Source organism: Tropicimonas aquimaris (assembly GCF_042676185.1).
GTDB lineage: Bacteria > Pseudomonadota > Alphaproteobacteria > Rhodobacterales > Rhodobacteraceae > Tropicimonas > Tropicimonas aquimaris.
The window spans coordinates 212584-236954 of record NZ_JBHTJT010000038.1 but is presented as its reverse complement, the minus strand read 5'-3'; the positions used below and the strand labels follow the sequence as shown (position 1 = coordinate 236954).

The 24371-nt window shown below is 67.8% G+C and carries 23 protein-coding genes; 19 read left to right on the top strand and 4 right to left on the bottom strand.

Going from position 1 to position 24371, the window contains the following annotated elements:
* The first annotated feature begins 14 nt into the window (after window positions 1–14).
* From ACFQ2S_RS17525 to ACFQ2S_RS17480, 10 genes are all read left to right on the top strand, one after another.
* Complete coding sequence (locus ACFQ2S_RS17525) at window positions 15–323, top strand: hypothetical protein (protein ID WP_386076437.1); 309 nt, start codon at window positions 15–17, stop codon at window positions 321–323.
* A 112-nt stretch (window positions 324–435) separates the two neighbouring features.
* Window positions 436–1404: a hypothetical protein gene (locus ACFQ2S_RS17520; RefSeq protein ID WP_386076434.1), complete on the top strand. Its 969-nt coding sequence runs from the start codon at window positions 436–438 to the stop codon at window positions 1402–1404.
* Entirely contained in the window at window positions 1401–3461 is a 2061-nt protein-coding gene (locus tag ACFQ2S_RS17515) for a hypothetical protein (protein ID WP_386076432.1), read from the top strand. Before ACFQ2S_RS17520 ends, ACFQ2S_RS17515 begins: the two co-directional genes overlap by 4 nt.
* A complete protein-coding gene (locus ACFQ2S_RS17510; RefSeq protein ID WP_386076431.1) occupies window positions 3461–3892 on the top strand; it encodes a hypothetical protein in 432 nt (143 codons plus the stop codon). The genes ACFQ2S_RS17515 and ACFQ2S_RS17510 overlap by 1 nt, the downstream gene beginning before the upstream one ends.
* Before the next feature lie 70 nt (window positions 3893–3962).
* Window positions 3963–5420: an amidase gene (locus ACFQ2S_RS17505; RefSeq protein WP_386076430.1), complete on the top strand. Its 1458-nt coding sequence runs from the start codon at window positions 3963–3965 to the stop codon at window positions 5418–5420.
* 62 nt (window positions 5421–5482) lie between these two features.
* Entirely contained in the window at window positions 5483–6550 is a 1068-nt protein-coding gene (locus ACFQ2S_RS17500) for an ABC transporter ATP-binding protein (RefSeq protein ID WP_386076428.1), read from the top strand.
* Between the two features lie 4 nt (window positions 6551–6554).
* Complete coding sequence (locus ACFQ2S_RS17495) at window positions 6555–7463, top strand: ABC transporter permease (RefSeq protein ID WP_386076426.1); 909 nt, start codon at window positions 6555–6557, stop codon at window positions 7461–7463.
* On the top strand, window positions 7456–8259 hold the full coding sequence (locus tag ACFQ2S_RS17490) for an ABC transporter permease (protein ID WP_386076424.1): 804 nt from the start codon (window positions 7456–7458) through the stop codon (window positions 8257–8259). The genes ACFQ2S_RS17495 and ACFQ2S_RS17490 overlap by 8 nt, the downstream gene beginning before the upstream one ends.
* A 38-nt stretch (window positions 8260–8297) precedes the next feature.
* A complete protein-coding gene (locus ACFQ2S_RS17485; RefSeq protein ID WP_386076423.1) occupies window positions 8298–9323 on the top strand; it encodes an extracellular solute-binding protein in 1026 nt (341 codons plus the stop codon).
* 70 nt (window positions 9324–9393) lie between these two features.
* On the top strand, window positions 9394–10812 hold the full coding sequence (locus ACFQ2S_RS17480; protein WP_386076421.1) for an amidase: 1419 nt from the start codon (window positions 9394–9396) through the stop codon (window positions 10810–10812).
* Here the strand turns inward: ACFQ2S_RS17480 and aguB are convergent, their stop codons facing one another.
* The 3 genes from aguB to ACFQ2S_RS17465 all read right to left on the bottom strand — a co-directional run bounded on the left by aguB (window position 10813) and on the right by ACFQ2S_RS17465 (window position 14496).
* On the bottom strand, window positions 10813–11676 hold the full coding sequence (aguB, locus tag ACFQ2S_RS17475) for an N-carbamoylputrescine amidase (RefSeq protein ID WP_386076419.1): 864 nt from the start codon (window positions 11674–11676) through the stop codon (window positions 10813–10815). It lies immediately after the preceding gene.
* Window positions 11669–12700, bottom strand: coding sequence for a histone deacetylase family protein (locus tag ACFQ2S_RS17470; protein WP_386076417.1), 1032 nt, complete (start codon window positions 12698–12700; stop codon window positions 11669–11671). Before ACFQ2S_RS17470 ends, aguB begins: the two co-directional genes overlap by 8 nt.
* 248 nt (window positions 12701–12948) lie before the next feature.
* Complete coding sequence (locus tag ACFQ2S_RS17465; protein WP_386076415.1) at window positions 12949–14496, bottom strand: cryptochrome/photolyase family protein; 1548 nt, start codon at window positions 14494–14496, stop codon at window positions 12949–12951.
* Between the two features lie 227 nt (window positions 14497–14723).
* On the opposite strand from ACFQ2S_RS17465, the gene ACFQ2S_RS17460 reads away from it, so the two are divergent.
* The 6 genes from ACFQ2S_RS17460 to ACFQ2S_RS17435 all read left to right on the top strand — a co-directional run bounded on the left by ACFQ2S_RS17460 (window position 14724) and on the right by ACFQ2S_RS17435 (window position 20644).
* Window positions 14724–16367, top strand: coding sequence for an alpha/beta hydrolase (locus ACFQ2S_RS17460; RefSeq protein ID WP_386076414.1), 1644 nt, complete (start codon window positions 14724–14726; stop codon window positions 16365–16367).
* 52 nt (window positions 16368–16419) lie between these two features.
* Complete coding sequence (locus tag ACFQ2S_RS17455; protein ID WP_089234128.1) at window positions 16420–16791, top strand: winged helix-turn-helix domain-containing protein; 372 nt, start codon at window positions 16420–16422, stop codon at window positions 16789–16791.
* A gap of 62 nt (window positions 16792–16853) precedes the next feature.
* On the top strand, window positions 16854–17639 hold the full coding sequence (gene modA / locus ACFQ2S_RS17450) for a molybdate ABC transporter substrate-binding protein (RefSeq protein WP_386076411.1): 786 nt from the start codon (window positions 16854–16856) through the stop codon (window positions 17637–17639).
* A gap of 5 nt (window positions 17640–17644) precedes the next feature.
* Window positions 17645–18316: a molybdate ABC transporter permease subunit gene (gene modB / locus ACFQ2S_RS17445; RefSeq protein ID WP_386076409.1), complete on the top strand. Its 672-nt coding sequence runs from the start codon at window positions 17645–17647 to the stop codon at window positions 18314–18316.
* Entirely contained in the window at window positions 18313–19428 is a 1116-nt protein-coding gene (gene modC, locus ACFQ2S_RS17440) for a molybdenum ABC transporter ATP-binding protein (protein WP_386076406.1), read from the top strand. The genes modB and modC overlap by 4 nt, the downstream gene beginning before the upstream one ends.
* The gene (locus ACFQ2S_RS17435; protein ID WP_386076404.1) at window positions 19421–20644 is read left to right on the top strand and encodes an MFS transporter; all 1224 of its coding nucleotides are present in this window, start codon (window positions 19421–19423) and stop codon (window positions 20642–20644) included. The genes modC and ACFQ2S_RS17435 overlap by 8 nt, the downstream gene beginning before the upstream one ends.
* Before the next feature lie 43 nt (window positions 20645–20687).
* On the opposite strand, the gene ACFQ2S_RS17430 is transcribed toward ACFQ2S_RS17435, so the two are convergent.
* Window positions 20688–21341 (bottom strand): DUF2848 domain-containing protein, encoded by a 654-nt coding sequence (locus ACFQ2S_RS17430; RefSeq protein ID WP_386076402.1) that lies wholly within the window; start codon window positions 21339–21341, stop codon window positions 20688–20690.
* A 163-nt stretch (window positions 21342–21504) separates the two neighbouring features.
* On the opposite strand from ACFQ2S_RS17430, the gene ACFQ2S_RS17425 reads away from it, so the two are divergent.
* From ACFQ2S_RS17425 to ACFQ2S_RS17415, 3 genes are all read left to right on the top strand, one after another.
* Complete coding sequence (locus tag ACFQ2S_RS17425; RefSeq protein ID WP_386076400.1) at window positions 21505–22404, top strand: LysR family transcriptional regulator; 900 nt, start codon at window positions 21505–21507, stop codon at window positions 22402–22404.
* Between the two features lie 75 nt (window positions 22405–22479).
* Entirely contained in the window at window positions 22480–23334 is an 855-nt protein-coding gene (locus ACFQ2S_RS17420) for a putative hydro-lyase (protein ID WP_386076398.1), read from the top strand.
* Window positions 23331–24368: a TRAP transporter substrate-binding protein gene (locus ACFQ2S_RS17415; protein ID WP_386076396.1), complete on the top strand. Its 1038-nt coding sequence runs from the start codon at window positions 23331–23333 to the stop codon at window positions 24366–24368. Before ACFQ2S_RS17420 ends, ACFQ2S_RS17415 begins: the two co-directional genes overlap by 4 nt.
* Window positions 24369–24371: the final 3 nt, after the last annotated feature.

Below are 24371 nucleotides of genomic sequence, written 5' to 3'. Positions count from 1 at the left end.
AGAAACTTGTTGCCGTGGTAACGGCCCTTATGATGTCGGCGGCTGCCTTTGGCGCCCGCGGAGAGGTGACGTTGGAGCAACTGCAGACCATCGATAGCCTGCTGACGACCAATAATACCAGGGCCTTGTGGGCCTATCTTCAAGAATATCCCGAGCTTCTGGCGGGCGAGGACGAGCTGTCTCTCGAGCTGCGCAAGTTCTGCACCGATGTGACGCTGGGGCGGCTTCGGTGCCACTACATCCCCGAAACAGGCGGGGTTCAGGCGGCGCGGACTGCCGGCGGCGTGGCCGGCGTGCGCGCCTCCAGTTCGCAGCCTTACTGAATTCATGGGATCGAGACCGTTGTCCGGCGGCGCAACGCATCCGGCATTCGCCTATGTGGTCGAGCCACGCTTTTCTGGCGGGACCTCTGCAGCGGTGGCGGCGGAACTTCGGGTGAGCGCAGAACTCGGGCCGGTCGTGGTCCATGCGCGCAGTTCCGCGATGTTCGGCCAGGAGCGTCGGATTGCGCCGGTGCTGCGCGAGGCGATCGACGAGCTTCACCTGCCGCTTGTATGGGACGCGCCGCAGATCAGCGCCGATGTGGTCGTTTTTCACAATCCCTCCTTCCTGAAGTTCCAGCGCTCTTTCGAGGGCCGCATCATCGCTCGGCAACTCGTTGTCGTGACGCATGAAAACTTCACCAGACCAGGCGGTGCGGAGGCGTTCGACGTGGCGGGTTGTCTCGACCAGATCGATCATGCCACGCTGGCGCTCAGGAAATGCCTCGCGCCGATCTCGGTTCACAACCGCTCGACGGTGACGGAGTGGCTGGCCGCGCATCCGGACTGCGCGGGCTGGGAGGTACTGGATGCGAACTGGTTCAACATCTGCGACTTGCGCATTGACGATCGGGGCGTTCAGCCCCGCGACCGGCGCGGGCGGCATTCGCGCCCGACGCGGGAGAAGTTCCCGCCGCTCGCCGCGCTCGATCTGTGCTTTTCCCCTCGGGCGGAGGCCAATGTCATCCTCGGGTCGGATTTCCTGCTGAATGCGGAGGTCGCGCGGCCACATTGGACCATGCTGCCGTTCGGCGCGATCGATGTGGGAGCCTTTCTGGAGATGATCGATTTCCATGTCTATTTCACGTCGCCAGCCTGGCGGGAGAGCTTCGGCCGGGTCATTGCCGAAGCTCTGGCGGCCGGCAAGGTTGTTCTGACGGACGCCGAGACGGGCGCCACTTTCGGCGATGCGGTGGTGGCCTGCCAGCCCGCCGAGGTCGACGCGGTGATCGCGGAGTTTCTGGCGCGCCCGGAGCTCTACGCGGAACAGGTCAGGCGGGCCGGGCCGGTGCTGGAAGCGATGTCGGAGTCCGCGTTCCGCGCCCGGATGGTCAGCCTGTTGGGGCTGGAGGAGACGGCATGATCATCGTCGCAGCCGGCACCCGAAATGTCCGATCCTATGACGCGCAGCTTGCCTTCGCGGCGCAACTGGCCGCGCGCGGCCATGCGGTCTGCATCGATGCCGCGTCTCTGCCCGAAAAGACCGGCCGCTCCCGGACCTATGAAGCGGCGTCCTATCTGGCGGACAAGGCGGAGATCGCGCCGCAGGCGGTGTTCATCCTCGGGGCGGAGGATCTCGGAGAGCGCCTGCTGGCCTCGCTCTGGGAGTACGGGCTGGGGCCGGCGGTGCCGGTGGTGGCAACCGGGCGGTTCGCGGATCTGCAGGCTTACCTCGCCGCCAAGGCAAAGCTGGCCTATGCGCTCGGGCGCGAGGCCGTGGTGATCGACCTGGCCGAGAGCCAGCCGCGCCCGATGATCGCCGAGGCGGTGAACCCGCTGGTGGCGGCGTTGGCGCCGGTGTCTCGACCGGTTGCCGGGCGGCCCGTCGTCACGATCCTGCTCGGGCCGAATGCGTTGGAGGAGCCGGACGCGCTGAACTGCCTGACGAACATGAACCAGCGGAGAGAGTTCCGGCTGCGGGTGATCGCGTCGGGCAAGCAGAAGGAACTGATCAAGTCTACCGTCCATCGCGACCTCGAGGTGCTGCTGCTGACCGATCTGTCGCCTGTGGCCCACGCCTGCAAGACGGATATCTTCGCGGTGTTCGGGCAAGGGGTGCCTGGCGAGCGGATGGCCTCCGTGTCGATCAACCTGATGGCCGCGGGCGGAGTCGTGGTCGATTGCACCGAAGACCGGTCGATCGTCGACACCGGCGCGCCGGCGCTGCGGGGGCCAGAGTCGCTGGTGGCGCTGGACGGCTATCTCGGCAGCACGGTCGTTCCCACGCTGTCGCAGATTTCGGAGCAGGTAACGCGGGCGCCCTGGCTGCGGTCGGTCGATATCGCCCGCCTCGAGCTTGCGGCCGGCCTGGACACCGGGGCGGACACCGCTGACCGCCGCCCACGGCGGACGATGTTCTTTCCCACCAATGGGGTTGGGCTGGGCCATGCGCAGCGCTGCGCGGTGATCGCCGAGGCGATGCCGGCGCGCACGGCCACATTCGCCGCCTTTCCGAGCTGTGTGCCGATGATCCTTCGGCGCGGGTTCGACTGCATGCCGCTGGTCTCGCGCAGCGACACCCACGAGGAGCCCTACGCGAACGACGTCCTGACCTATCGCCGCCTGTCCCAGGCGCTCCGGCGTGGTGATCAGTTGATCTTCGATGGCGGCTTCGTCTTCGATTCCATCTTCCGCACTGTGCTGGAAAAGGATCTCCTGGCTGTGTGGATCCGACGCGGGCTCTGGCCAGACGGGACATCGGCGCGGATCGCGCTGGACCGGGAGCATATCTTCGAGCGAATTATCGTCCCCTCTGAACCCTTTGACGAGTTGAACGATCACTACAGTTTCGGCGCGAAAGTCCACATGGTCGGGCCGATCGTAAAGCACACCGACCAGTCGCCGCAGCAGCGTGCGAGACTTCGGGAGGGGTTGCAGGAGCGGTTTGGCCGCCGCTTCGACAGGCTGGTGGTCAGCATGCTGGGCGGGGGCGTGGCCTCCGACAGGGCGGCCCAGTTGCAGATGATCTCCTCGATCCTTTCGGAGCGCTCCGACTGCCTGCATCTGATCCTCGTCTGGCCCGGCAGCGTCGTCGCGCCGGCGCTGCATGGCTGGCCCAACACGCATGTCGTTCAGACGCTGGAAGCCACCGCGCTCGCTCTGGCCGCCGATTTCGTGCTGTCGGCGGCGGGATACAATTCGGTGAACGAAATCCTGTATCACCGGATCCCGGCGATCCTCATTCCGCAATCGGCGCCCTATCTCGACAACCAGAGCCGCAGGACGCACGCGCTGGAGGAACGCGGGCTTTGCGCCACGGTGGGAGAGACCGAGTTTCTGCGGCTGGAGCGATGCCTTCGGGATTTCCTCGACGGAACGGCGGCGGAGCAGTTCCGTGCCGCGTTGGGGCAGGTCGATCTGCCCGAGCCGGGAGCCGAAGCGGCCGCCCGGCTCATTGCCGGACAGCTGGAGGGACGCTGATGTCGGAGGATTGGACCCTCGTTCTTAGCCGCATCCTGCCAACGCAGGTGAGCAACCTCGACGACCTGATCGACGGCGGCGAGGTGTCGGTCCCGCGTGGCGGGCTGCTTGCGCCTGTCTCCGAGGCGGCGCCATCGGCAGAGTTGTGGCACCGGGCGCTGGACGGGCCGTCCCATATCGGGATCCGGGTGACGCGCAGTCTCGCAGCGCCGGACCGCGCCGCCGCGCGGCTGGCAGGCATGGCGATCGAGCGCTCGGTGGTGCCGGTGATCCTGATCCGGGTCGATTTCTGCGGGCTGGAGCGTTTCGGGCTGCGGATCGAGCGGCTGCCCGACGACCCGGAGGCGGCCGGGGCCGCCGAAGAGGAGCTGCGCAAGTTCTGGGACCTCGCGATCATCATCGACGGTGAGGAGATCGGGTTGCTCGGCTAGCCATTGCCCCTTGCGGCGGCGCGCGGGACTTGCTCTGTCGGAGCAGGCGACGGCTCGGGAGCGCTTCATCATGCTGGATTACGACGCACAGGACGCCACGGCGCTCGCGGCGCTTGTCGAAAGCGGCGAGGTGAGCGCCGGGGAACTGCTCGACATCGCGCTGGAGCGGGTGCAGGCGGTCAATGGAAAGATCAACGCGGTGGTGATGCTGGCCGAGGAGATCGCGCGCCGCAAGATCGCCGAGGGGCTGCCGGAGGGGCCGCTGCGCGGGGTTCCGTTCCTGCTCAAGGACCTCGGCGCGGAGGCCGTCGATTATCCCTGCAACAACGGCTCGCGGCTCTTTGCGGGCACCCGATACGGCCAGGATTCGGCGATCTACGCGCGGCTCGCGGCGATGGGGCTGGTGGTCTTTGGGCGGACCACGGCGCCCGAGGGCGGGATCGGGCCGGCGACAGAGGCCGCTGTCTATGGCGGGCCGACCCGCAACCCCTGGGACCTGTCGCGGACCCCGGGCGGCTCGTCGGGCGGGGCCGGGGCCGCGGTGGCGGCGGGAATCGTGCCTGCGGCGCATGGCTCCGACGGTGGCGGCTCGGTGCGCATCCCCGCCTCGAATTGCGGGCTCTTCGGGCTCAAGGCGACGCGGTCGCGGCTGCCGGACGGGCCTTACGTGGGCGAAGGCTGGGCCGGCATGGCGATCGACGGCTTTCTGACCCGCAGCGTGCGCGACAGCGCGGTTCTTCTGGACGGCACCCACGGCGCCGACCTCGGCGCGCCCTATCGTGCGCCGCCGTTGCGGGGGACGTTCCGCGCGGCCATCGAACAGGCGCCGGGGCCACTGCGCATCGCGCTCTGCGCGACGACCTTCACCGGCGCGCCGGTGCATCCCGAGTGCCGGCGCGCCGTTCTGGACGCCGCCGCGCTGCTCGAGGAGATGGGCCATAATGTCGTTCCTGCGCGCCCGGCGGCAGCTGACACGACCGGCATGATGCGCGCCTGGACGGACATCGTGGCCTGCGGCGCCGCGCTCTCTGTCCGCAAGGCGGTCGCGGCGCGAGGCAGGCCGCTGGCCGAGGGCGAGGTGGAGGGTGTGACCTGGGGCGCGATCACTCACGCGGCGCAGGTCTCCGGCGACCGGTACCTCGAATGCGTAAACATTGTGCATGCCTACGGGCGGTCGATGGAGGCGTTCATGCTGGATTACGACATCCTGCTTTCGCCCACGATGGCCGAACCGCCCGCGCAGATCGGCCGGTTCGGTCACGCGACGGAGGATTACGTGGGCTACCGGACCGGACCCGAGGGGGTCTTTGCCTATTCGCCGTTTACCGCTGCCTTCAACGCCAGCGGCCAGCCCGCGGCCACCGTACCGCTGTACTGGACCGAGGCGGAACTGCCGGTTGGCGTGCATCTGGCGGCGCGTTTCGGGGAGGATGAACGGCTGATGTCGCTCTGCGCAGAACTTGAGCGGGCCCGGCCCTGGTTCGGCCGGCGTCCACCTTTATTGCGCCCGTTAGGGGCCGGAAGTTAAACGAGACTTGCCAGCCGCCAGCCGCTTCGTCCATCGTTGTGTCAAAAGCTCCGGAGGCGCGAGTGGCACAAGACGACGCGATCGAGGCACGATCGTCCCGCAAGGTTTATGGCACGGGTCCGGAGGCTGTCGTCGCGCTCGATGACGTGTCGATCGCGATTCGAAAGGGCGAGTTCTTCACGTTGCTGGGGCCATCGGGTTGCGGCAAGACCACGCTCCTGCGGATGATCGCGGGATTCGAAACCCCGACCGCCGGGCAGATCCTGCTCAACGGCCGTGACATCACCGATGCGCCGCCGAACCTGCGGCCGGTGAACACCGTGTTCCAGAGCTACGCGCTGTTTCCGCACCTGAGCGTGCGGCGCAACGTGGGGTTCGGGTTGCAGATGCTCGGCCGCCCGGCCTCGGAGATCGACCAGAAGGTTGAACGGGCGCTCGAGATGGTGCGCCTGGGCGAGATGGCGGATCGCAAGCCGACCCAGCTCTCGGGCGGCCAGCAGCAGCGCGTGGCGCTGGCCCGGGCGCTGGCGCCCTCGCCGGAGGTGCTGCTGCTCGACGAGCCGCTGTCGGCGCTCGACCTCAAGCTGCGCAAGGAAATGCAGAGCGAACTCAAGCGGTTGCAGCACGAACTTGGCATCACCTTCATCTTTGTCACCCACGACCAGGAAGAGGCGCTGACGATGTCCGACCGGATTGGCGTGATGAGCGCCGGGCGGCTCCTGCAGGTTGGCAACCCGCGCGAGATCTACAACCATCCGGTCAACCGTTTCGTGGCCGATTTCATCGGCGAGACCAACTTCCTACCGGCCGAGGTCTCCGGCGGCGTGGCGACCATCGCGGGGGGCATCGCCATCCCGGTCGACGCCGGCTCGCCGGAAGGGGCGCATACCATCGCGATCCGACCCGAACATGTCCGGATCCTGCCGCAGGGCGCAGGGGCGACGATGCGGGGCACGATCACCGAGACGACCTATTTCGGCACCGACAGCCACGTACGCCTGCGCCTTGCAGGCGGGGCGGACCTCGTGGCGCGTTTCCAGAGCGATACCGCGGGCGGCGAGGCGCCCGCTGTCGGCTCGGAGGTAGGCGTGAGCTTCACGCCCGGCGCGATCCAGGTTCTGGAGGATTGAACCGATGAGCGCGAACGAAGACAGCCACGCGCGGCGCGATGCGCGCAACACCTGGCTCCTCTCGGCCCCGGCGCTTTTCATCCTGACATTCGCCGCTGCCGGACCGCTGCTCATCATGCTGGTCTATTCGTTCCTGACGCCCGGCGACTACGGCAACGTGGTCTGGAAGTTCTCCACCGACGCCTGGGTCGGCACGGTTCTGAGCAAGGACATCTTCGACGGCACCTACAGCCTTGCCGACGCTCACCTGACGATCTTCTGGCGCTCGGTGAAGCTGTCGCTGATCACCACCTTCTTCACCTTCATCGTGGGCTTCCCGACGGCCTGGATTATCGCCACCCGCAGCCCGCAGATGCGCACGGCACTGCTGTTCCTGATCACCATTCCGTTCTGGACGAACCTCCTGATCCGCACCTTCGCGATCAACCAGATCATCCGCAACGAGGGGCTGCTCAACACGTTCCTGCTCTACCTGGGCGTGATCGATGAGCCGCTGCTGATCATCTACTCCGACTTCGCGGTTTTCCTCGGCATGACCTATGTCTACCTGCCGCTGATGGTGCTGCCGCTCTTCGCCGCCATCGACCGGTTCGACATGCGGCTGATCGAGGCCGCCTACGATCTCTATGCCTCGCGCTGGCAGGTGCTGCGGAGGGTGATCCTGCCGATCGTGCGACCGGGGATCGTGGCGGGCTCGATCCTCGTCTTCATCCCGGCGCTCGGCGCCTACGTGACGCCGCGCATCCTCGGCGGCGGGCGCAACATGATGATCGGCAACTTCATCGAATTGCAGTTCGGGCAGGGGCGCAACTGGCCGCTCGGCGCGGCGCTCTCGGTGCTGCTGCTGGTGATCGTCGCGGTGGCGCTCGTCTTCTACGTCCGGATCACCTCGCGGGAGAGCTCCAATGGCTAGGCGCGACTTTTCCGCTTCCCGCATCCCGGGCTTCGCCACGGTGGCCGTACTGGTCTTTGCCGCGCTCTACCTGCCGATCCTGATGCTGGTCATCTATTCGTTCAACGCCGGCGACAGCATCGCGATCTGGGAGGGCTTCTCCTTCAAGTGGTACCCGGTGGCCTGGAACAACGAACAGGTCCGCGAGGTGACCTTTCGCTCGCTGACCATTGCAACCATGGCCTCGATCATCGCCACGACGGTCGCCACCATGGCTGCGCTCGGCACCACGCGGCGGCGCGGCACCAAGGGGCAGACCTTCATCTACGTGATGATCAACCAGCCGCTGATGGTGCCCGAGATCGTGACCGCCGTGGCGCTGCTGATCTTCTTCGCCTCGATCAAGGTCGCCACCGGCTACCAGGGGCTCGGCTACCTGATCACCGCGCATGCGGCCTTCTGCATTCCCTTCGCCTACCTGCCGATCCGCGCGCGGCTGGAAGGAATGGACCGCACGCTCGAGATCGCCGCGGCCGATCTCTACGCCACGCCCTGGCAGGCATTTCGCCATGTCACCCTGCCGCTTCTGATGCCCGGCATCGCGGCCGGGCTGATGCTCGCCTTCGTGACCTCGCTCGACGACGTGGTGATTACGCTGTTCGTGAAATCGGCCGGGCAGGATACGCTGCCGACCTACATGCTGGCCCAGATTCGCCGCTCCGTCTCGGCCGAGGTCAACGCGATCTCGACCCTTCTGCTGCTGCTGACGGTGATTCTGCTGACAGCCTTCTTCCTGCTGACCAGGAAGCGCGACTGACACAACAACAACAAACCAGACCCAACATGGAGAAACCGATGAAGACGACACTTGCCGCGATGGCGCTGCTGCTCGGGGGAACGGCGATCGCCTCCGCCGAGGGCGAACTGCAACTGTTCAACTGGGGCGATTACACCAGCCCCGAGATGATCGAGAAGTTCGAGGCCGAGACCGGCATCAAGGTGACGATCACCGATTACGACAGCAACGACACCGCGATGGCCAAGATCGAGGCCGGCGGGCATGGCTTCGACCTCGTGGTTCCCTCCAACTCCTGGGTGCCGATCTACATCGAGAAGGGGCTGGTGCAGGAATTCGACCTCTCCAAGCTGCCCAACCACGCGAACATCGCGCCGGAATGGCTCGAGTCGCCCTACGATCCCGGCCGGAAATACTCGGTGCCGTGGCAGTGGGGCTCCACCGGCATCGCGGTGAACAAGACCGCCTATGACGGCGACATCAACACCTCCTCGATCTTCATGGATCCGCCGGAGGAACTGGTCGGCAAGGTCAACGTGACGCCGGAGATGAACGACGTCATGTCGCTGGCGCTCTGGTATGTCGGCGGAGAGCCCTGCACCGAGGACACCGAGGTGCTGAAGAAGGCGCGGGATGCGCTGATGGCGGCCAAGCCGAAGTGGCTGTCGATGGATTACGGCATGACCGAGAAGATGGCCGCCAACGACGTGATGGCCTCGGTCTACTGGAACGGCGCGATCTTCCGGGCGCGGCTGAAGAACGAAGACATCGTCTATGGCTATCCCAAGGAAGGCTACCCGCTCTGGATGGACCAGGTGATGTTGCTGTCGGACGCCCAGAACGTCGACGAGGCGCACCAGTTCCTGAACTTCATCATGGAGCCGGAGAACGCCGCGATGATCTCGGCCTTCGCGCGTTATGCCAATGGCATCGCCGGGTCCGACCCGTTCATGCCCGAGGACATGATGACCGCGCCGGAGATCGTGGTGGCCGAAGAGCTGAAAGGCTCGGGAAGCTTCCTGCCGACCTGCTCGCCCAAGGCGCAGGAGTACTATACGGCGATCTGGACCGAGCTTCAGAAGTAAGGAAAAGGGCGCTTCGGCGCCCGTCGGGCCGGGGGGCAGCCCACTCCGGCCCAAACCCGGACCATACCCCATGACAGTTCTCTCCGACCCGACCGCCTGCGACGCGGCCACCCTGGCGCGGGCGCTTAGGCAACGCAACGTCAGCGTGGCGACCGTCATGCAGGCCTTTCTCGCGAGGATCGAGGCGATCAACCCGGGCCTCAACGCCATCGTCTCGCTCAGGCCGCGCGCCGATCTGATGGCCGAGGCGGAGGCGCTGGACCGCCAGTCGCCGTGCGGGCCGCTCTGGGGGATGCCGGTCGCGATCAAGGATCTCGTGGCGACGAAGGGGCTGCGGACGACCTATGGCTCGCCGCTCTTTGCCGATCACGTGCCCGACGAGGACGATCTCGTCGCCGCCCGGCTGAAGGCCGCCGGGGCCATCGTCATCGGCAAGACCAACACGCCCGAATGGGGTCACGGCTCGCACAGTTTCAACCCGGTCTTCGGCGCGACGCGCAACCCGTACGATCCGGCCCGCAGCGCCGGTGGATCGTCCGGGGGCGCGGCGGCGGCGCTGGCCGCCCGAATGCTGCCGCTGGCCGACGGATCGGACATGATGGGCTCGCTCCGCAACCCGGCGGCGTTCTGCAACGTCTACGGGTTCCGCCCGACCTGGGGGCTGGTGCCGCAGGATGCGGGCGGCGAGACCTTCCTCTCCACGCTCGCCACAGACGGCCCGATGGCACGGAGCCCGCGTGACCTCGCCTTGCTGCTGTCGGTTCTTGGGGGGCCGAACCCGGAGGTGCCTTTCGGCCGCGCGACAGAGGATTTCACGGCCGGGTTCGGCACCGGCATCGCCGGCAAGCGCATCGGCTGGCTCGGCGACTGGGGCGGCGCCTATCCGATGGAGCCGGGCATCCTCGACGCCTGCGAGGCGGCGTTGGCGGTCTTCGAAGAGCAGGGCGCCGTGATCGAGCCGCTCGCACCGCCGTTTCCGGCCGCCGATCTCTGGCACGCCTGGACCACACTGCGCGCCGCGCTCAACGCGGGGGCGCGGGGCGATCTGGCGGCCGACCCGGTGAAGCGGGCGGCCACCAAGCCGGAGACCATCTGGGAGATCGAACAGGGCGCGGGCCTGAGCGCCGCGGCGCTCTTCGAGGCCAGCGCGATCCGCTCGCGATGGTACCAGGAGGCGGCCCGGCTCTTCCGCCGCTTCGACGCGCTTGCGCTGCCCTCGGCGCAGGTCTGGCCGTTCCCGGTGGACTGGCGCTGGCCCCGGGAAATCGCCGGGCGACAGATGGACACCTATCACCGCTGGATGGAGGTCGTGGTCCCGGTCAGCCTCGCCGGCCTGCCGAGCCTCTCGCTGCCGGCCGGGTTCGGCGCGGCCGGGCTGCCGACAGGCGTCCAGATCTTCGGATCCGCCGGGGCGGATGCGGCTATCCTGGCGACAGGCGACGCCTATCACCGGGCGACCGATTGGCCGAACCGCCGCCCCCCGGCCTGATCAGCCGCCGAACCCTTTCAACGCGCCGTAAAGCTCTGGGCGGCGGTCCCGGAACAGGCCCCAGCTGCGGCGCAGTTCGGCAATCGCATCGAGATCAACTTTGGCGAGCCGCACCGCCTCGCCCTCGCGTCCGGCCTGGGTCAGGATCTGCCCCGTCTGGTCGGAGATGAAGGAGGTGCCGTAGAAGGTCACCTCCTGTCCGTCCTGCACCTCGCACCCGATCCGGTTGGAGGCCGCGACAGGCAGGATATTGGCCGCCGCATGGCCGCGCATGACCATCTCCCAGTGCGGTTGGCTGTCATAGCCGGGCGCCGGCGGCTCGGAGCCGATCGCGGTTGGGTAGAGCAGGACCTCGGCGCCCATCAGCGCCATCGCTCGCGCGGCCTCAGGGAACCACTGGTCCCAGCAGATGCCGACCCCGATCCGGCCAAAGGCGGTGTCCCAGACCCGGAAGCCGGTGTCTCCGGGGGAGAAGTAGTACTTCTCCTCGTAGCCCGGCCCCTGCGGGATATGGCTCTTGCGATAACAGCCGAGCACCGCGCCATCGGCATCCACCATGGCCATCGAGTTGAAATGCGCCGGTCCCGCGCTTTCGAAGAACGACACCGGCAGCACCACACCCAGTTCCCGCGCCAGCGCCGCGAAGCGCGCCACCAGCGGGTTGCCCTCCAGCGGCCGCGCCCAGTCGAAGTAGCGCGGATCCTCGGTCTTGCAGAAATAGGGGCCCTCGAACAGCTCCTGCAGCAGGATCACCTGCGCGCCCTCGGCGGCAGCGCGCCGGACCAGCGCCTCGGCGCGGTCGGCGTTGGCGCCATGGTCCGGCCCGCAGGAGAACTGGGTGACCGCGAGCGTCACCTCACGCATCGAGGAACCCCTCCAGCACGTTCACCGCGTTGATCCCGACCTGTTCGATCGCATAGCCCCCCTCCATGCAGAAGACGGTCGGCAGGCCGAGCTTGCCGATCCGCACCCCGGCGTCGAGGAAATCGGGGCTGTCGAGCTTGAAGAAGCTGATCGGGTCGTCCTTGTAGGCATCGGTGCCGAGCGAGATCACCAGCGCCTCGGCGCCGAAATCGCGGATTCGGGCCAGCGCGGCGTCGAGCGCCTCGGACCAGACGTCGTACGCCGTGCCCGGCGGCATCGGGTAGTTCGCATTCGCGCCTTCGCCCGCGCCCTGGCCGGTCTCGTCGGCATAACCGAGGAAGTAGGGGAAGGCATCCTCCGGCGCGCCGTGGAGCGAGGCGAAGAACACGTCACCGCGGCCGTAGAAGATATCCTGCGTGCCGTTGCCGTGGTGGAAGTCGATGTCGAGCACCGCCACCCGCTGCGCGCCGTCGCGGCGGAAGGCGTCGGCCGCCAGCGCCGCGTTGTTGATGAAGCAATAGCCGCCGTACATATCGGCCGTGGCGTGGTGCCCGGGCGGGCGGCAGAGCGCGAATGCGGAGTTCGCCCCGGCCGCGACATGGGCCTGCGCCGCCTGCGCGGAGGCGGCCGAGGACAGCGCCGCGGCCCATGTCCCACCGGTCATCGCGGTTTCGGCGGCCAGCGCGTAGTAGCCGACCTTGCCGTCGATGTTGCGCGGCGGTCGGGCGGTCTGCATCCGGCGGGCGGGGAAGCTCGCGGCGATGATCTCGCCGGCCATCCCGGCCGTCTTCCACTCGCTCCATGCGGTTTCGAGGAAGGCCAGGTAGTCAGGTGCGCACAGGGCGCGGATCGCCTCCATGTCCGGCGCGCCGGGGGCGACGATATCCGTGAGACCGCGCTCGTGAAGCCGGCTCAGCACGTATTCCACGCGGCTCGGCCGCTCGAAAGGGGTCACGAACTCGCCGCCGCTGAGCTCTGCCTGCGGGAAATGTCGGCGGTGGTCCTCGCTGAAGAAGGTTTTCAATGGAGCCTCGCTTGCTTGTGCTGCGGCGCACCGTCGATCCTGCGCCAGCGGACGTCAAGCGGCGAAAGACGCGGGTGCCCGGCAGCCGTCAGCATCTCTCGTCCGCGGATCAGAACGATCCTGCGGATCGTGCCTCCGGCGGGGATATTTCAGGATAGAAGAAGCGATGCGCGGCCCAGGGTTTCTTCTGTCGGGAAATATCCCGGGGGTTTTGGGGGCAGCGCCCCCCAAGCCTGGCCTCACCCCGATCACAACCGGTCAAGTATTGCGCGGGCGCTGTCCAGGTATTCGGACTGGCGGTCGCTCTCCATCTGGTCCCAGGTGCGGTAGACCTGCACCAGCCGCGGGTTGTTTCCCAGCTTCTTTCGGTTGCGCACGAGGAAATCCCAGTAGAGCGGGTTGAACGGGCAGGCACCGTCTCCGGTCTTTTTCTTCACGTCGTAGGCGCAGCCGGCGCAATGGTCCGACATCTTGTTGATGTAATTGCCGCTGGCCGCGTAAGGCTTGGAGCCGAGCAGCCCGCCATCGGCGAACTGGCTCATCCCGATCACGTTCGGCGCCTCGACCCATTCGTAGGCGTCGGCATAGACGGCGAGATACCATTCGTGGACCTCGTGCGGGTCCACGCCTGCCAGCATCGCGAAATTACCGGTTACCATCAGCCTTTGGATGTGATGGGCATAGGCCTCGTCGCGGGTCTGACCGATCGCGGCGGCCATGCAGGCCATGTCGGTCTCGCCGCTCCAGTAGAAATCGGGCAGGGGCCGCATAGCGCCGAAGAAGTTTTGCTCCGTGTAGCCGGGCATCTGCATCCAGTAGATCCCACGCACGAATTCGCGCCAGCCGATGATCTGCCGGATGAATCCCTCGACCGCGTTGAGCGGTGCATTGCCCTCGTGGTAGGCGCGTTCGACCCGGTGGCAGACCTCCAGCGGGCCGAGCAGGCCGGCGTTGATGTAGAGTGCGAGGACCGAGTGATAGAGGAAGCGCTCGCCTTCGAGCATGGCGTCCTGGTAGTCGCCGAAACAGGGCAGGGCTTCCTCGGCGAAATGGTCCAGCGCGTCGAGCGCCTGCGCGCGGGTGACGGCGAACCAGAACGGTTTCAGGCGGCCGAAATTATCGCCGAAACGCCGCTCGACGAGGTCGAGCACCGCCTCGGTCGTCTCGTCGGGCCGATGTTCGAGTGGGCGCGGCATGAAGAGGTCGTCCCGGGCGGGCTTGCGGTTCTCGGAGTCGAAATTCCACCGGCCGCCCTCCGGCTTGTCGCCATGCATCAGAAGCCCGGTCTTGCGCCGCATCTCGCGGTAGAAATACTCCATCCGGAGCTGCTTGCGGCCGTCGGCCCAGTCCCGGAATTCGGCATGGCTTGCAATGAAGCGGCTGTCCTCGAGCATACGCATCGGGGTTCCTTCGCGCTCGGCCCATTCCTCCAGCTCGGTCTTGAGCCGGTATTCGCCCGGCTCGGTCAGCAGCAGCGCGCGCCCCGGCAGATCCTCGAGCGCCCGCTCAACCTCCCCGGAGAGCGACTGGCTGTTGCCGGTGTCCTCCAGATCGACATAGCGGACCCGCCAGCCCTCGTTGCGCAGTTCCTTGGCGAAGTGGCGCATGGCCGCGAAGAGAAAGGCGATCTTCTTTGGGTGGTGCGGGACATAGCTCGCCTCCGAGGCGACCTCTGCCATCAGCACCGTGTCGCGATCCGGATCGCCCGCGCAAAGCGAGGGCAGGTCGGGCGAAAGCTGGTCGCCGAGGACGAGGATCAGGTTTGCGTCGGAGGCGGTTTGGGTCTCTTCGGTCATGCGCGTGAGATAGGGCGGTTGCGCGGTCCGGCCATCCCGGAGGCCAGGGGCCAATCTGGGCGCGACGTTGGGACATCTCGGTGCGTCGCCTTGCGATGTGCCAGTGTGGAGGCAAGCTGCCGAATATATGTGACGCGGCCCATTGAAATGTCGGTGCATCGGAGGCCGTCGTGACCGAGTTCCTACGTTCCCGCTCGAACCGCAGGGTCCGAGAGAAGGCTCCACGCTTGATCGGGCTTTCCATCCTGCCTCTGCTTCTCGGCCTCCTGTTCTTCGAAGCGTCGCTAACACCATCGCTGATCCCGCGCTCATGGCAACTCCAGGGCGTGCTGGCCGGTCTCGTGACCGCGCTCGGCTACCTGATCGGGCAACTGCTGCTCTCGGCCTGGCGGGCGCTGGAACTGCCGCTTCTGTCCGGCCGGGCGGCGCGGATCGCGCATTGGGTGCTCGCCGTTCCGGTTCTGGGATTTCTGGTCTGGACGCTTCTGCATGCCGCTGAATGGCAAGACTCCATTCGCCAGCGCTTCGGCATGGAGCCGTTGGAGGATTTCAGCACGCCGGGTATCGTCGTCGTCGCCTGCATCGTCTTTTTCGTGTGCTTTGCCATCGGCTGGGCGGTGCAGAAGATGTTCGACACGATCCGGCACCGGCTCTACCGAATCCTGCCGATGCGGCTGGCCAATGTGATGGGGCTGGCGCTGGCGGTGGCAATCGTCTTTGTCGTCACCCGTGACGGGGTGGTTCAATGGGCCTTCGATGCGGCCGACGCCTCCTATGCCACGGCGCAGAATCTCTTTGCCGACGCGCCGCCGCAGCCTGCGGATCCGCGCCTGCCGGGCAGCGCGGAGTCGCTCGTCGATTGGGGCGCAATGGGCCAGCCGGGGCGGAACTTCGTCCTCAACGGGCCGGGTGCGGCCGCCATCGCGGCTTTCAACGGCGGTTCGGCGATGGAGCCGATCCGGGTTTATGTTGGCCGTGCGCAGGCCGAGGAACCGCAGGCCCGGGCGGAGCTGGCGCTGGAGGAGATGAAGCGTCTCGGGGCTTTCGACCGCAAGGTCCTGATCGTGGCCAGTCCGACCGGCACCGGCTGGCTCGACCCGGGCGGTCACGAGCCGCTGGAGTTCATGCATGGTGGCGACATCGCCACTGTCGCCGTCCAGTATTCCTACCTGCAATCGCCGCTTGCGCTGATCTTCGAGACGCAATCGGGGCTCGAACAGGCCAGTGCAACGATGCGCGTGGTCTATGACCACTGGAAGTCCCTGCCGCCGGAGGGGCGGCCGCGGCTCTACATGCACGGGATCAGCCTCGGCGCCTGGTCGTCTATGTATTCCTTCAACATCTTCCGGATGCTGGACGACCCGATCGACGGCGCGCTCTGGACCGGCCCGCCGTTCCCATCGCAGCACTGGCGGAACGCGGTGGCGGCACGCAATCCCGGCACGCCCTACGTGTTGCCCGAAGTCGGCGAAGGAAGCCTCGTGCGCTTCGCCTCGCAGTTCGGCGGACTGGAACGGACGCCGGGGCCCTGGGGCAGGCTGCGGGTCGTGTTTCTGCAACATGCTTCCGACGCCATCGTCTTTTACGAGCCGGCCTCTGTCTGGCGCGCGCCGCAGTGGATGCGCGAACCGCGCGCGCCGGATGTCTCGCCGGCGATGAGGTTCATTCCAGTTGTCACGCAGTTGCAGCTTGCGCTCGACATGGCGCTTGCGCTGGCCGTGCCCAGCGGCTTCGGCCACAACTATGCGGCCCGCGACTACATCGAGCCCTGGGTCGCCGTGACCGAGCCCGAAGGATGGAGCGCGGAGGACAGCGAGCGGCTCAAGGCCTGGTGCGGCGACGAATACGGCCTCGGCTGCCGCAGGGAGTGATGCAGCGCCCTGGCCTTGCCAGCCGCGGCGGAAGTGCGGATATGCTTTTGCCATGACTGCGCCATCCGATCCCCCACGCCTCCGCCTGCGTATCGTTTTTGGCGAGGACGAGATGATGGGACCGGGCAAGGCGGAACTGCTGGAGCGGATCGACCGCACCGGCTCCATCGCCGCGGCCGGGCGCGAGATGAAAATGAGCTACAAGCGGGCCTGGACGCTGGTCGAGACCATGAACGGCATGTTCCGTGCGTCGGTGGTCGAGAGCGCGCGCGGCGGGCCGGGCGTCGGCGGCGCGGTGCTGACCGACACCGGGCGCGAGGTGCTGCGGCTTTACCGCGAGTTCGAGGCCAAGGCCGCCGCCGCCGGAGGCGCCGAGATCGAGGCGCTGCGGCATCTGACGACGGATATTCCCGGTGGGAAATAACAATTGACCCGCGCGGCGGGCTCTTCGATAGTCGCGAACGGATGCACCTGACCGGAGCCCGCATGATCCTGACACGCCGACGTTTCGGTGCCGCGAGCCTTGCCTTCGGCGCCATCCTGTTCGCAAGCCGCGTCCGGGCGCAGGAGCCGGCGCCGGTGATCGCGGCAGCCTCCGACCTGCGGTTCGCATTGGAGGAGGTTGCCGCCGGGTTCGAGGCCGCTACTGGGCAGGGGCTGCGGCTCTCCTTCGGGGCAACCGGCAACCTGGCGCGACAGATCCGCGAGGGCGCGCCGTTCCAGATGTTCATGGCCGCCGACGAGCAGTTCGTTCTGGATCTGGCCCGCGACGGGCTGACCCGGGACGAGGGGCTGCTCTATGCCGAGGGGCGCGTGGTGATCGCGGTTCCCAAGGGCTCGACGCTGACGGCGGATGGCACGCTGGAGAAATTGCGGGAAGTGCTGACCGAGAACCGTCTGCGCCGTTTCGCCATCGCCAACCCCGACCACGCGCCCTACGGGATGCGCGCGAAGGAGGTGTTGCAGCACGCCGGTCTCTGGGAGCCGCTGCAGTCTTATCTGGTGCTGGGCGAGAACGTCAGCCAGGCGGCGCAATTCGCGCTCTCCGGCAACGCCGAGGGCGGCATCATCGCGCATTCGCTGGCACTTTCTCCGCAACTGGCCGAACAGGGCGATTTCGCGCTGATCTCCGCCGAATGGCACCAGCCGCTGCGTCAGCGCATGGCGCTGCTGCCGGAGGCGGGGCCGGTCGCGGAGGCCTTCTACGCCCATGTCCAGTCGCCGCCCGCGCGCGAGATCCTTGCGCGCTACGGGTTCGAGCTGCCGGAGTAGCGGCGGTGGACTGGACCGCCCTCTGGCTCTCGCTGCGGTTGGCGCTCTGGACCGTGGCACTGCTGCTGCCGGTCTCGATCGCGATGGGGCGGCTGCTGGCCTACCGGCGGTTCGCGGGCCGGGGCGCGGTGGAGGCGCTGGTGATGCTGCCGCTGGTGCTGCCGCCGACGGTGTTCGGATTCTACCTGCTGGTCGCCCTCGGGCGCGGCTCGCCGGTCGGGGCGCTCTGGCAGCAGCTATTCGGAGAGCAACTGGTGTTCAGTTTCACCGGGCTGGTGGTCGCCTCGGCGGTCTTCAACCTTCCCTTCGCGATCCAGCCGGCCCAGCGGGGGTTCGAGGCCATTCCGGTCGAGTTGCGGGAGGCCGCGGCCTGCTCCGGCCTGTCGCCCTGGCAGTCGCTCTGGCGGGTGGAGCTGCCGCTGGCCTGGCCAGGGCTGATGACGGCGATGATGCTGACCTTCGCTCACACGCTTGGTGAATTCGGCATCGTGCTCATGGTCGGCGGCTCGATCCCGGGCGAGACTCGGACCATCGCGATCTCCATCTACGACCGGGTGCAGGCCTTCGACATGGGTGCGGCCGCGACGATGTCGGCGGTCCTCGTGGCGATCTCGCTGGCCACCATCGCGGCGACTTTCGCGCTTTCGGCCCGCGTCGGACGGAGGCTTGGCGGATGATGCTGCGGGTGGAGGTCCGGGCCGAAGCGCCGATCCCGCTCGACCTGGCTTTCGAGGTTGGGCAGGGGGAGCTTCTGGCGCTGGTAGGTCCGTCCGGATCGGGCAAGACGACGACTTTGAGGGCCATTGCCGGGCTCTGGCAACCGGCGGCGGGCCGGGTCACGGTCGGCGGTGCCGTCTGGCTCGATACCGTGCGCGGCCTGAGCCTGCCGCCCCATCGCCGCCGCGCCGGCGTGGTGTTCCAGAGCTACGCGCTCTTCCCGCACATGAGCGCCGCGGGCAACGTCGCCGCGGCCATCGACGACCTGCCGCGAGACGCACGGCGGGCCGAAGCCGAGCGGCTTCTGGGGCTGGTGCATCTCGACGGGCTGGGAGACCGCTTGCCGGCCGAGCTCTCCGGCGGCCAGCAGCAGCGCGTGGCGCTGGCGCGGGCGCTGGCGCGCAAGCCGGAGGTCCTGTTGCTCGACGAGCCCTTCTCTGCGGTGGACCGGGCCACGCGGGAGCGGCTGCACGAGGAGCTTGTCGCGCTGCGCCGGCACCTCGCAATGCCGGTGGTCCTGGTGACCCACGACATCGGGGAGGCGCAACTGCTCGCCGACCGGATGCTGGTGCTCGACCGGGGGCGCAGCATCGCGAACGGATCGACGGCCGAGGTCATGTCTGACCCCGCGGCGCTGCGTCAACTCGGGCTGCGCGAGGTCGCGGCCATGCTCTCGGCGCGTTTCGTCGCGCAGGAGGAGGATGGCACCAGCCGGCTCGACAGCGCCGGCGGGCCGATCTGGCTGCCGCGGATCGAGGCGGAGCCGGGACAGCGGCTGCGGATGCGCATTCTCGCTCACGAGGTGATCCTGTCGCGCAGCCACCCCGAGGGGCTCTCGGCGCAGAACATCCTTGAGGGCAGGGTGGCCGCGGTGACCCCGGGCGATGGGCCCGGTGTCATGGTGCGCGTGGCGATCGGCGAGGACGAACTGCTCGCCCGCGTCACCCGCCGGGCCATCGCCTCGCTGGCGCTCGCGCCCGGCGACACTGTCTTCGCGATCCTGAAGTCGATGTCGGTCGCGCGCGACCACGTCATGGCCGACCGGGTGATGACCGGGCGGGCAGATGGCTGACCCCGTCAAGCAGCCCCGCGTCTGGCGCAGGCTGCCGGCCGGGATCTGGGCGCTCGGGCTGGTGTCGTTGCTGATGGATGTCTCCTCCGAGATGATCCACGCTCTGCTGCCGGTCTACCTCGTGGTTGGGCTCGGCGCGACGGCCCTGACCGTGGGCGTGATCGAGGGCATCGCCGAGGCGACGGCGGCGATCACCAAGGTCTTCTCCGGCGCGTTCTCCGACCGGATCGGCCGGCGCCAGGAACTGGCCGCGCTCGGCTACGGGCTGGCCGCTGTTACCAAGCCGGTGTTTCCGCTGGCCCCCTCCGTCGGCTGGCTTGTCGCCGCGCGCTTCGTCGACCGGGTGGGCAAGGGCATCCGCGGCGCTCCGCGGGACGCGCTGGTGGCGGATCTCGCGCCGCCCGAGCTGCGCGGCGCGGCCTATGGGCTGCGGCAGTCGCTCGACACGGCCGGCGCCTTCATCGGCCCATTGCTGGCGATCGGGCTGATGTGGCTCTTCGCGAACGACTTCACGCGCGTTTTCTGGGTGGCCGTGGTGCCGGCCTTCGCGGCGGTGGCGTTGCTGTTGCTCGTGGTGCGCGAGCCGGCGCGGCCGGAGGGTCTGCGCAAGGTTCGTAACCCGCTGGCGCGGGCGGAGCTTGCCAGCCTCGGGCGGACGTACTGGTGGGTGGTCGCCGTCGCGGCCGTGTTCACGCTGGCGCGGTTCAGCGAAGCCTTCCTGATCCTGCGCGCGCAATCCGGCGGGCTCTCGCTGATGTTCGTGCCGCTGGTGCTGGTGGTGCTGAACGTCGCCTATGCGCTCTCGGCCTATCCCGTGGGGGCGCTGTCGGACGGACGAGACCGGGTGACGCTCCTGATCCTCGGGCTCCAGTTGCTGGTGGCGGCAGACCTGGTGCTCGCCCTCGCGCCGGGGCTCGCGGGGGTGATGGGCGGGGTGGTGCTCTGGGGGCTGCACATGGGTTTCACGCAAGGACTGCTCTCGGCGCTGGTGGCCGACAGCGCCCCGGCGGAATTGCGCGGCACGGCCTTCGGGATGTTCAACCTGGTGACCGGCATGGCACTGCTCGCCGCGAGCGTGATCGCGGGCGGGCTCTGGGATGCCTTTGGCGCCGAGTGGACCTTCCTGGCCGGAGCGGGGCTTGCGCTGCTGGCGCTGGTCGCGTCGCTTCGGCTTCGGGGCAGGGTCGTACCGGCGGCACCGTCGCGCGAGGGCTGAGGCGTCTACGGGCGCGCGGCAGACAGCGCGCCCGAGTCTCGCGTCAGCTCACGACCGGCAAGGTCTTGACCGCGTAGCTCAGCCCCAACGTCCCCAGCTCGGAATCCGCCAGTTCCATCTCGTAGCGCGCCGCCGGCCGGACACCTCCGATCGCCGCCAGGGTGCCACAGACCATCGCCTCGCCATCGGCGAGCGGGGCTTTCTCGAGCAGCGTCGCGAGCGGCAGGATATTGGCGAGCGTACCGTCCTGATAGGCTTTGCGCGCCCCGTCTTCCTCGATCCAGCAGCGGAGCTGCAGCGAGTCCAGCCGGTCGGCCACGTGGTCGAAACGCCAGAGCTTGCCGCAGACCGGCTTGGCGCAGATCTGTTTCGAGTGGGCGACCGAATGCGCCTCCAGTCCCCGGTCGGTATGGTCCGAGGCCAGGCCGATCCAGAGCACGCCGCCGCTGCGGACAAGGAGCGGCTCGACCTCGCCCGAGGTCTCCGCGCCGAGAACCGCGATCTCGGGCGCCTGAGTCGCGAGCGCCGGCGAGACCCGGTAGAACAGTGGCGTGGTCGAAGGGCGCGGCACGCCGATCGCGGCCAGTTCTTCGACATGGTGCTGCACCGCGGCCTGATCGCGCCCGGTCCAGCCCGCGACGGTGAGTTTCGTAAGCTCGACGCCGAGTGTCCCGTCCTCGGTCTCGAATTGCAGCATGGCGCGTTCCTTCCTGGTTGCTTCGTGGCCGCCCTCGGCGTGGCGGAGGCGCGCCCAAAGTGATGCGGGCGCGCCGGATGTGCAATGGCACGCGTGCGGGCCGGTCGAACTTCGCCACAGGTTTCCGGTCGGCAAGGGGCGCGCGGCTTGGCATTCTGCACCCATGGCGAGAATCAACCTGCAGCACCTCGAAACCTTTCTCTCGGTCGTCCGGCTCGGCGGCGTACGCCGCGCGGCGGACGGGCTGAACCTGACCCAGCCTGCGGTCACCGCCCGGATCAAGGCGCTGGAGGAGAGCCTCGGCGCGGAGCTTTTCGAGCGCACGTCGGGCGGCATGCGGCTGACCAAGCGGGGCGAGCTTCTGCAATCCTACGCGGTGCAGTTCGAGCACCTGACCGACATGGTCGAGCGCGACGTGATCCCGCCGGACGGGCTGGACGGTCGGCTGCGGATCGGCGTGGCGGAGACCATCGTGCAATGCTGGCTGCCGGATTTCATCGCCCGGCTCCACGAACGCTATCCGCGGCTCGAGATCGAGGTGAACGTCGACGTCTCGACCAACCTGCGGGCGGCGCTGCTGGACGGGCTGATCGACCTCGCGGTGCTGCTCGGGCCGGTCTCGGAATACACCGTGGACAATATCGCGCTGCCCGGGTTCGATCTGCGCTGGTACGTCTCGGCCGATGCGCCGCACCATGCCGACGTGGCGGACTACCTGCGCGCGCCGGTCCTGACCTATCCGCGCAACAGCCGGCCCTACCGAGAGCTGCGCAAGATGTTGCTGGAGCGGGTGGGGCCGGGGGTCTCGATCTTCCCGTCCTCTTCGCTCTCCGCCTGCTTCCGGCTGGTCGAAGCGAGTCTCGGAGTCGCGGCGTTGCCCAAGGCGCTGGGCGACCCGCATGTGCGGGCCGGAACAGTGCGGGAGTTCGATCCGGGCTGGGTTCCGCCGCCGCTGGTCTTCTCTGCCTCCTATATCGGGGCTCCGAACAGCCACCTGCACGAAACCGCGGCGCAGATTGCACAGGAGGTCGCTGAAGGCTTTGCGGGTGATAACAATACGTGATCGCTGCTTAGAAAATTTTCCGATTTGATTTTATAGAGCCCACTGTTCACGCTAACCTGATAACTGGGGGCCGAGATGACCGACGCATATCAACGGTTGAGGAAGAGCGATCTTGCCACGCTGCGCGGGGAGATCCGTTCGGGCAGCTATGGCTCGCACACTGCCGGGCTCGGGGCCGGGTATCTGCAGACCAACATCGCGATCCTCCCGGAAAGCCACGCGCTCGATTTCATGCGTTTCTGCCAGCGCAACCCCAAGCCATGTCCGCTGGTGGGCGTGTCCGACACCGGCAATCCGATGATGACGACGCTGGGCGCGGACATCGACATCCGCACCGACGTGCCCGCCTACAACATCTATCGCGACGGCAAGCTCGCAGGCAGCGCCACCGACATCTCCGACCTTTGGACGGAGGACATGGTGGCCTTTGCCCTGGGCTGTTCCTTCACCTTCGAGGACGCGCTGATGCAGGCCGGCGTTCCGCTCTGGCACATCGAGAACGACACCACTGTTCCCATGTTCCGCTCCAGCATCGACACCGTCCCCGCCGGACCGTTCTCCGGCAAGATGGTAGTGAGCCTGCGCTTTGTCGAGCCCGGCATGGTGGAGACCGCCGCCGCGATCTCGCGCCGCTTCCCGCTGGCCCATGGCGCGCCGGTTCATGCCGGTGATCCGGCCGCGATCGGCATCGCCGATGTGACGAAGCCCGACTGGGGCGACCCGGTGCCGGTGCCCGAAGGCCAGGTGCCGGTGTTCTGGGCCTGCGGAGTGACCCCGCAGGTGGCGATCGAGGCGGCCCGGGTGCCGCTCTGCATCACCCACAAGCCGGGGCATATGCTCGTCACCGACATACCCGAAGACGCGGAGGTGCCCGTCTGCGCCTCCGCCAACAACAACGACACAAAGAGCCAACAAGGAGAACCCGCATGACACGTATCCTCACCATCCTCGGAATGACGATGGCGCTGGCCGCGCCCGCCGCGGCCGAGACCCTTTCGGTCGTCGGAAGCTGGTCCGGCCTTCCGCTGCACAAGCAATACGAGGCGCCCTTCTGGAGCGAGACGCTGCCCGCTGCCTCCGGCGGCAACCTCGAGGTCGCGCTGACCACCCATGACCAGATGAACCTCGGCGTCGGCGACGTGTTCCGCCTGCTGGGCGACGGCGTCTACGACGTGGCGATGACCGTGGCCGATTATGCAGTCGCCGACGCCCCGGAACTGGAAGGGCTCGACGTGCCGCTGCTCGCGCTGACCGCCGACGAGGCACGCGCCATGGTCGACGCCGCCCGCCCGATGGTCGAGGACATCTACAACACCCGCTTCAACAGCCACGTGCTGGCCATCGCGCCCTATCCGCCGCAGGTCGTGTTCTGCAACGCCGAGGTCTCCAGCCTCGACGACTTGCAGGGGCTCAAGGTTCGCGCCTCCGGCCGGATGACGGCCAAGTTCCTCGAGGCGCTCGGCGCCGAAGGCGTGAACGTCGCCTTCTCCGAAGTGCCCGGCGCGCTGCAAAAGGGCGTGGTGGATTGCGCTGTGACTGGCGCCGGCTCGGGCTACAGCGCCGGCTGGTGGGAGGTCTCCACCCATCTGCTGCCGATCCCGCTCGGCGGCTGGGACAGCGTGGTGACCGCGGTCAACCTCGACAAGTGGAACGGGCTCGACGCCGACACGCAGGCGCTGATCGCCGACACGATCAAGGCCGAGTTCGAGGATCCGGCCTGGGCCAGCGCCCAGAACGCGCTCGTGAGCGACATCGCCTGCCTGACCGGTAACGGCGAATGTGCATCGGGCGATGCCCGCTCCATGACGCTGGTCGAGGTCTCCGAGGCCGATTTCGAGAAGGCCCGCGCCGTGCTGGTGGACGAGGTGCTTCCCGACTGGGCGAGCCGCGCCGGCGACGACTGGGCCGCGCGCTGGAACGACTCCGTGGGCGCGACGGTCGGCGTGACCGTCATGGCCAAGTGATCT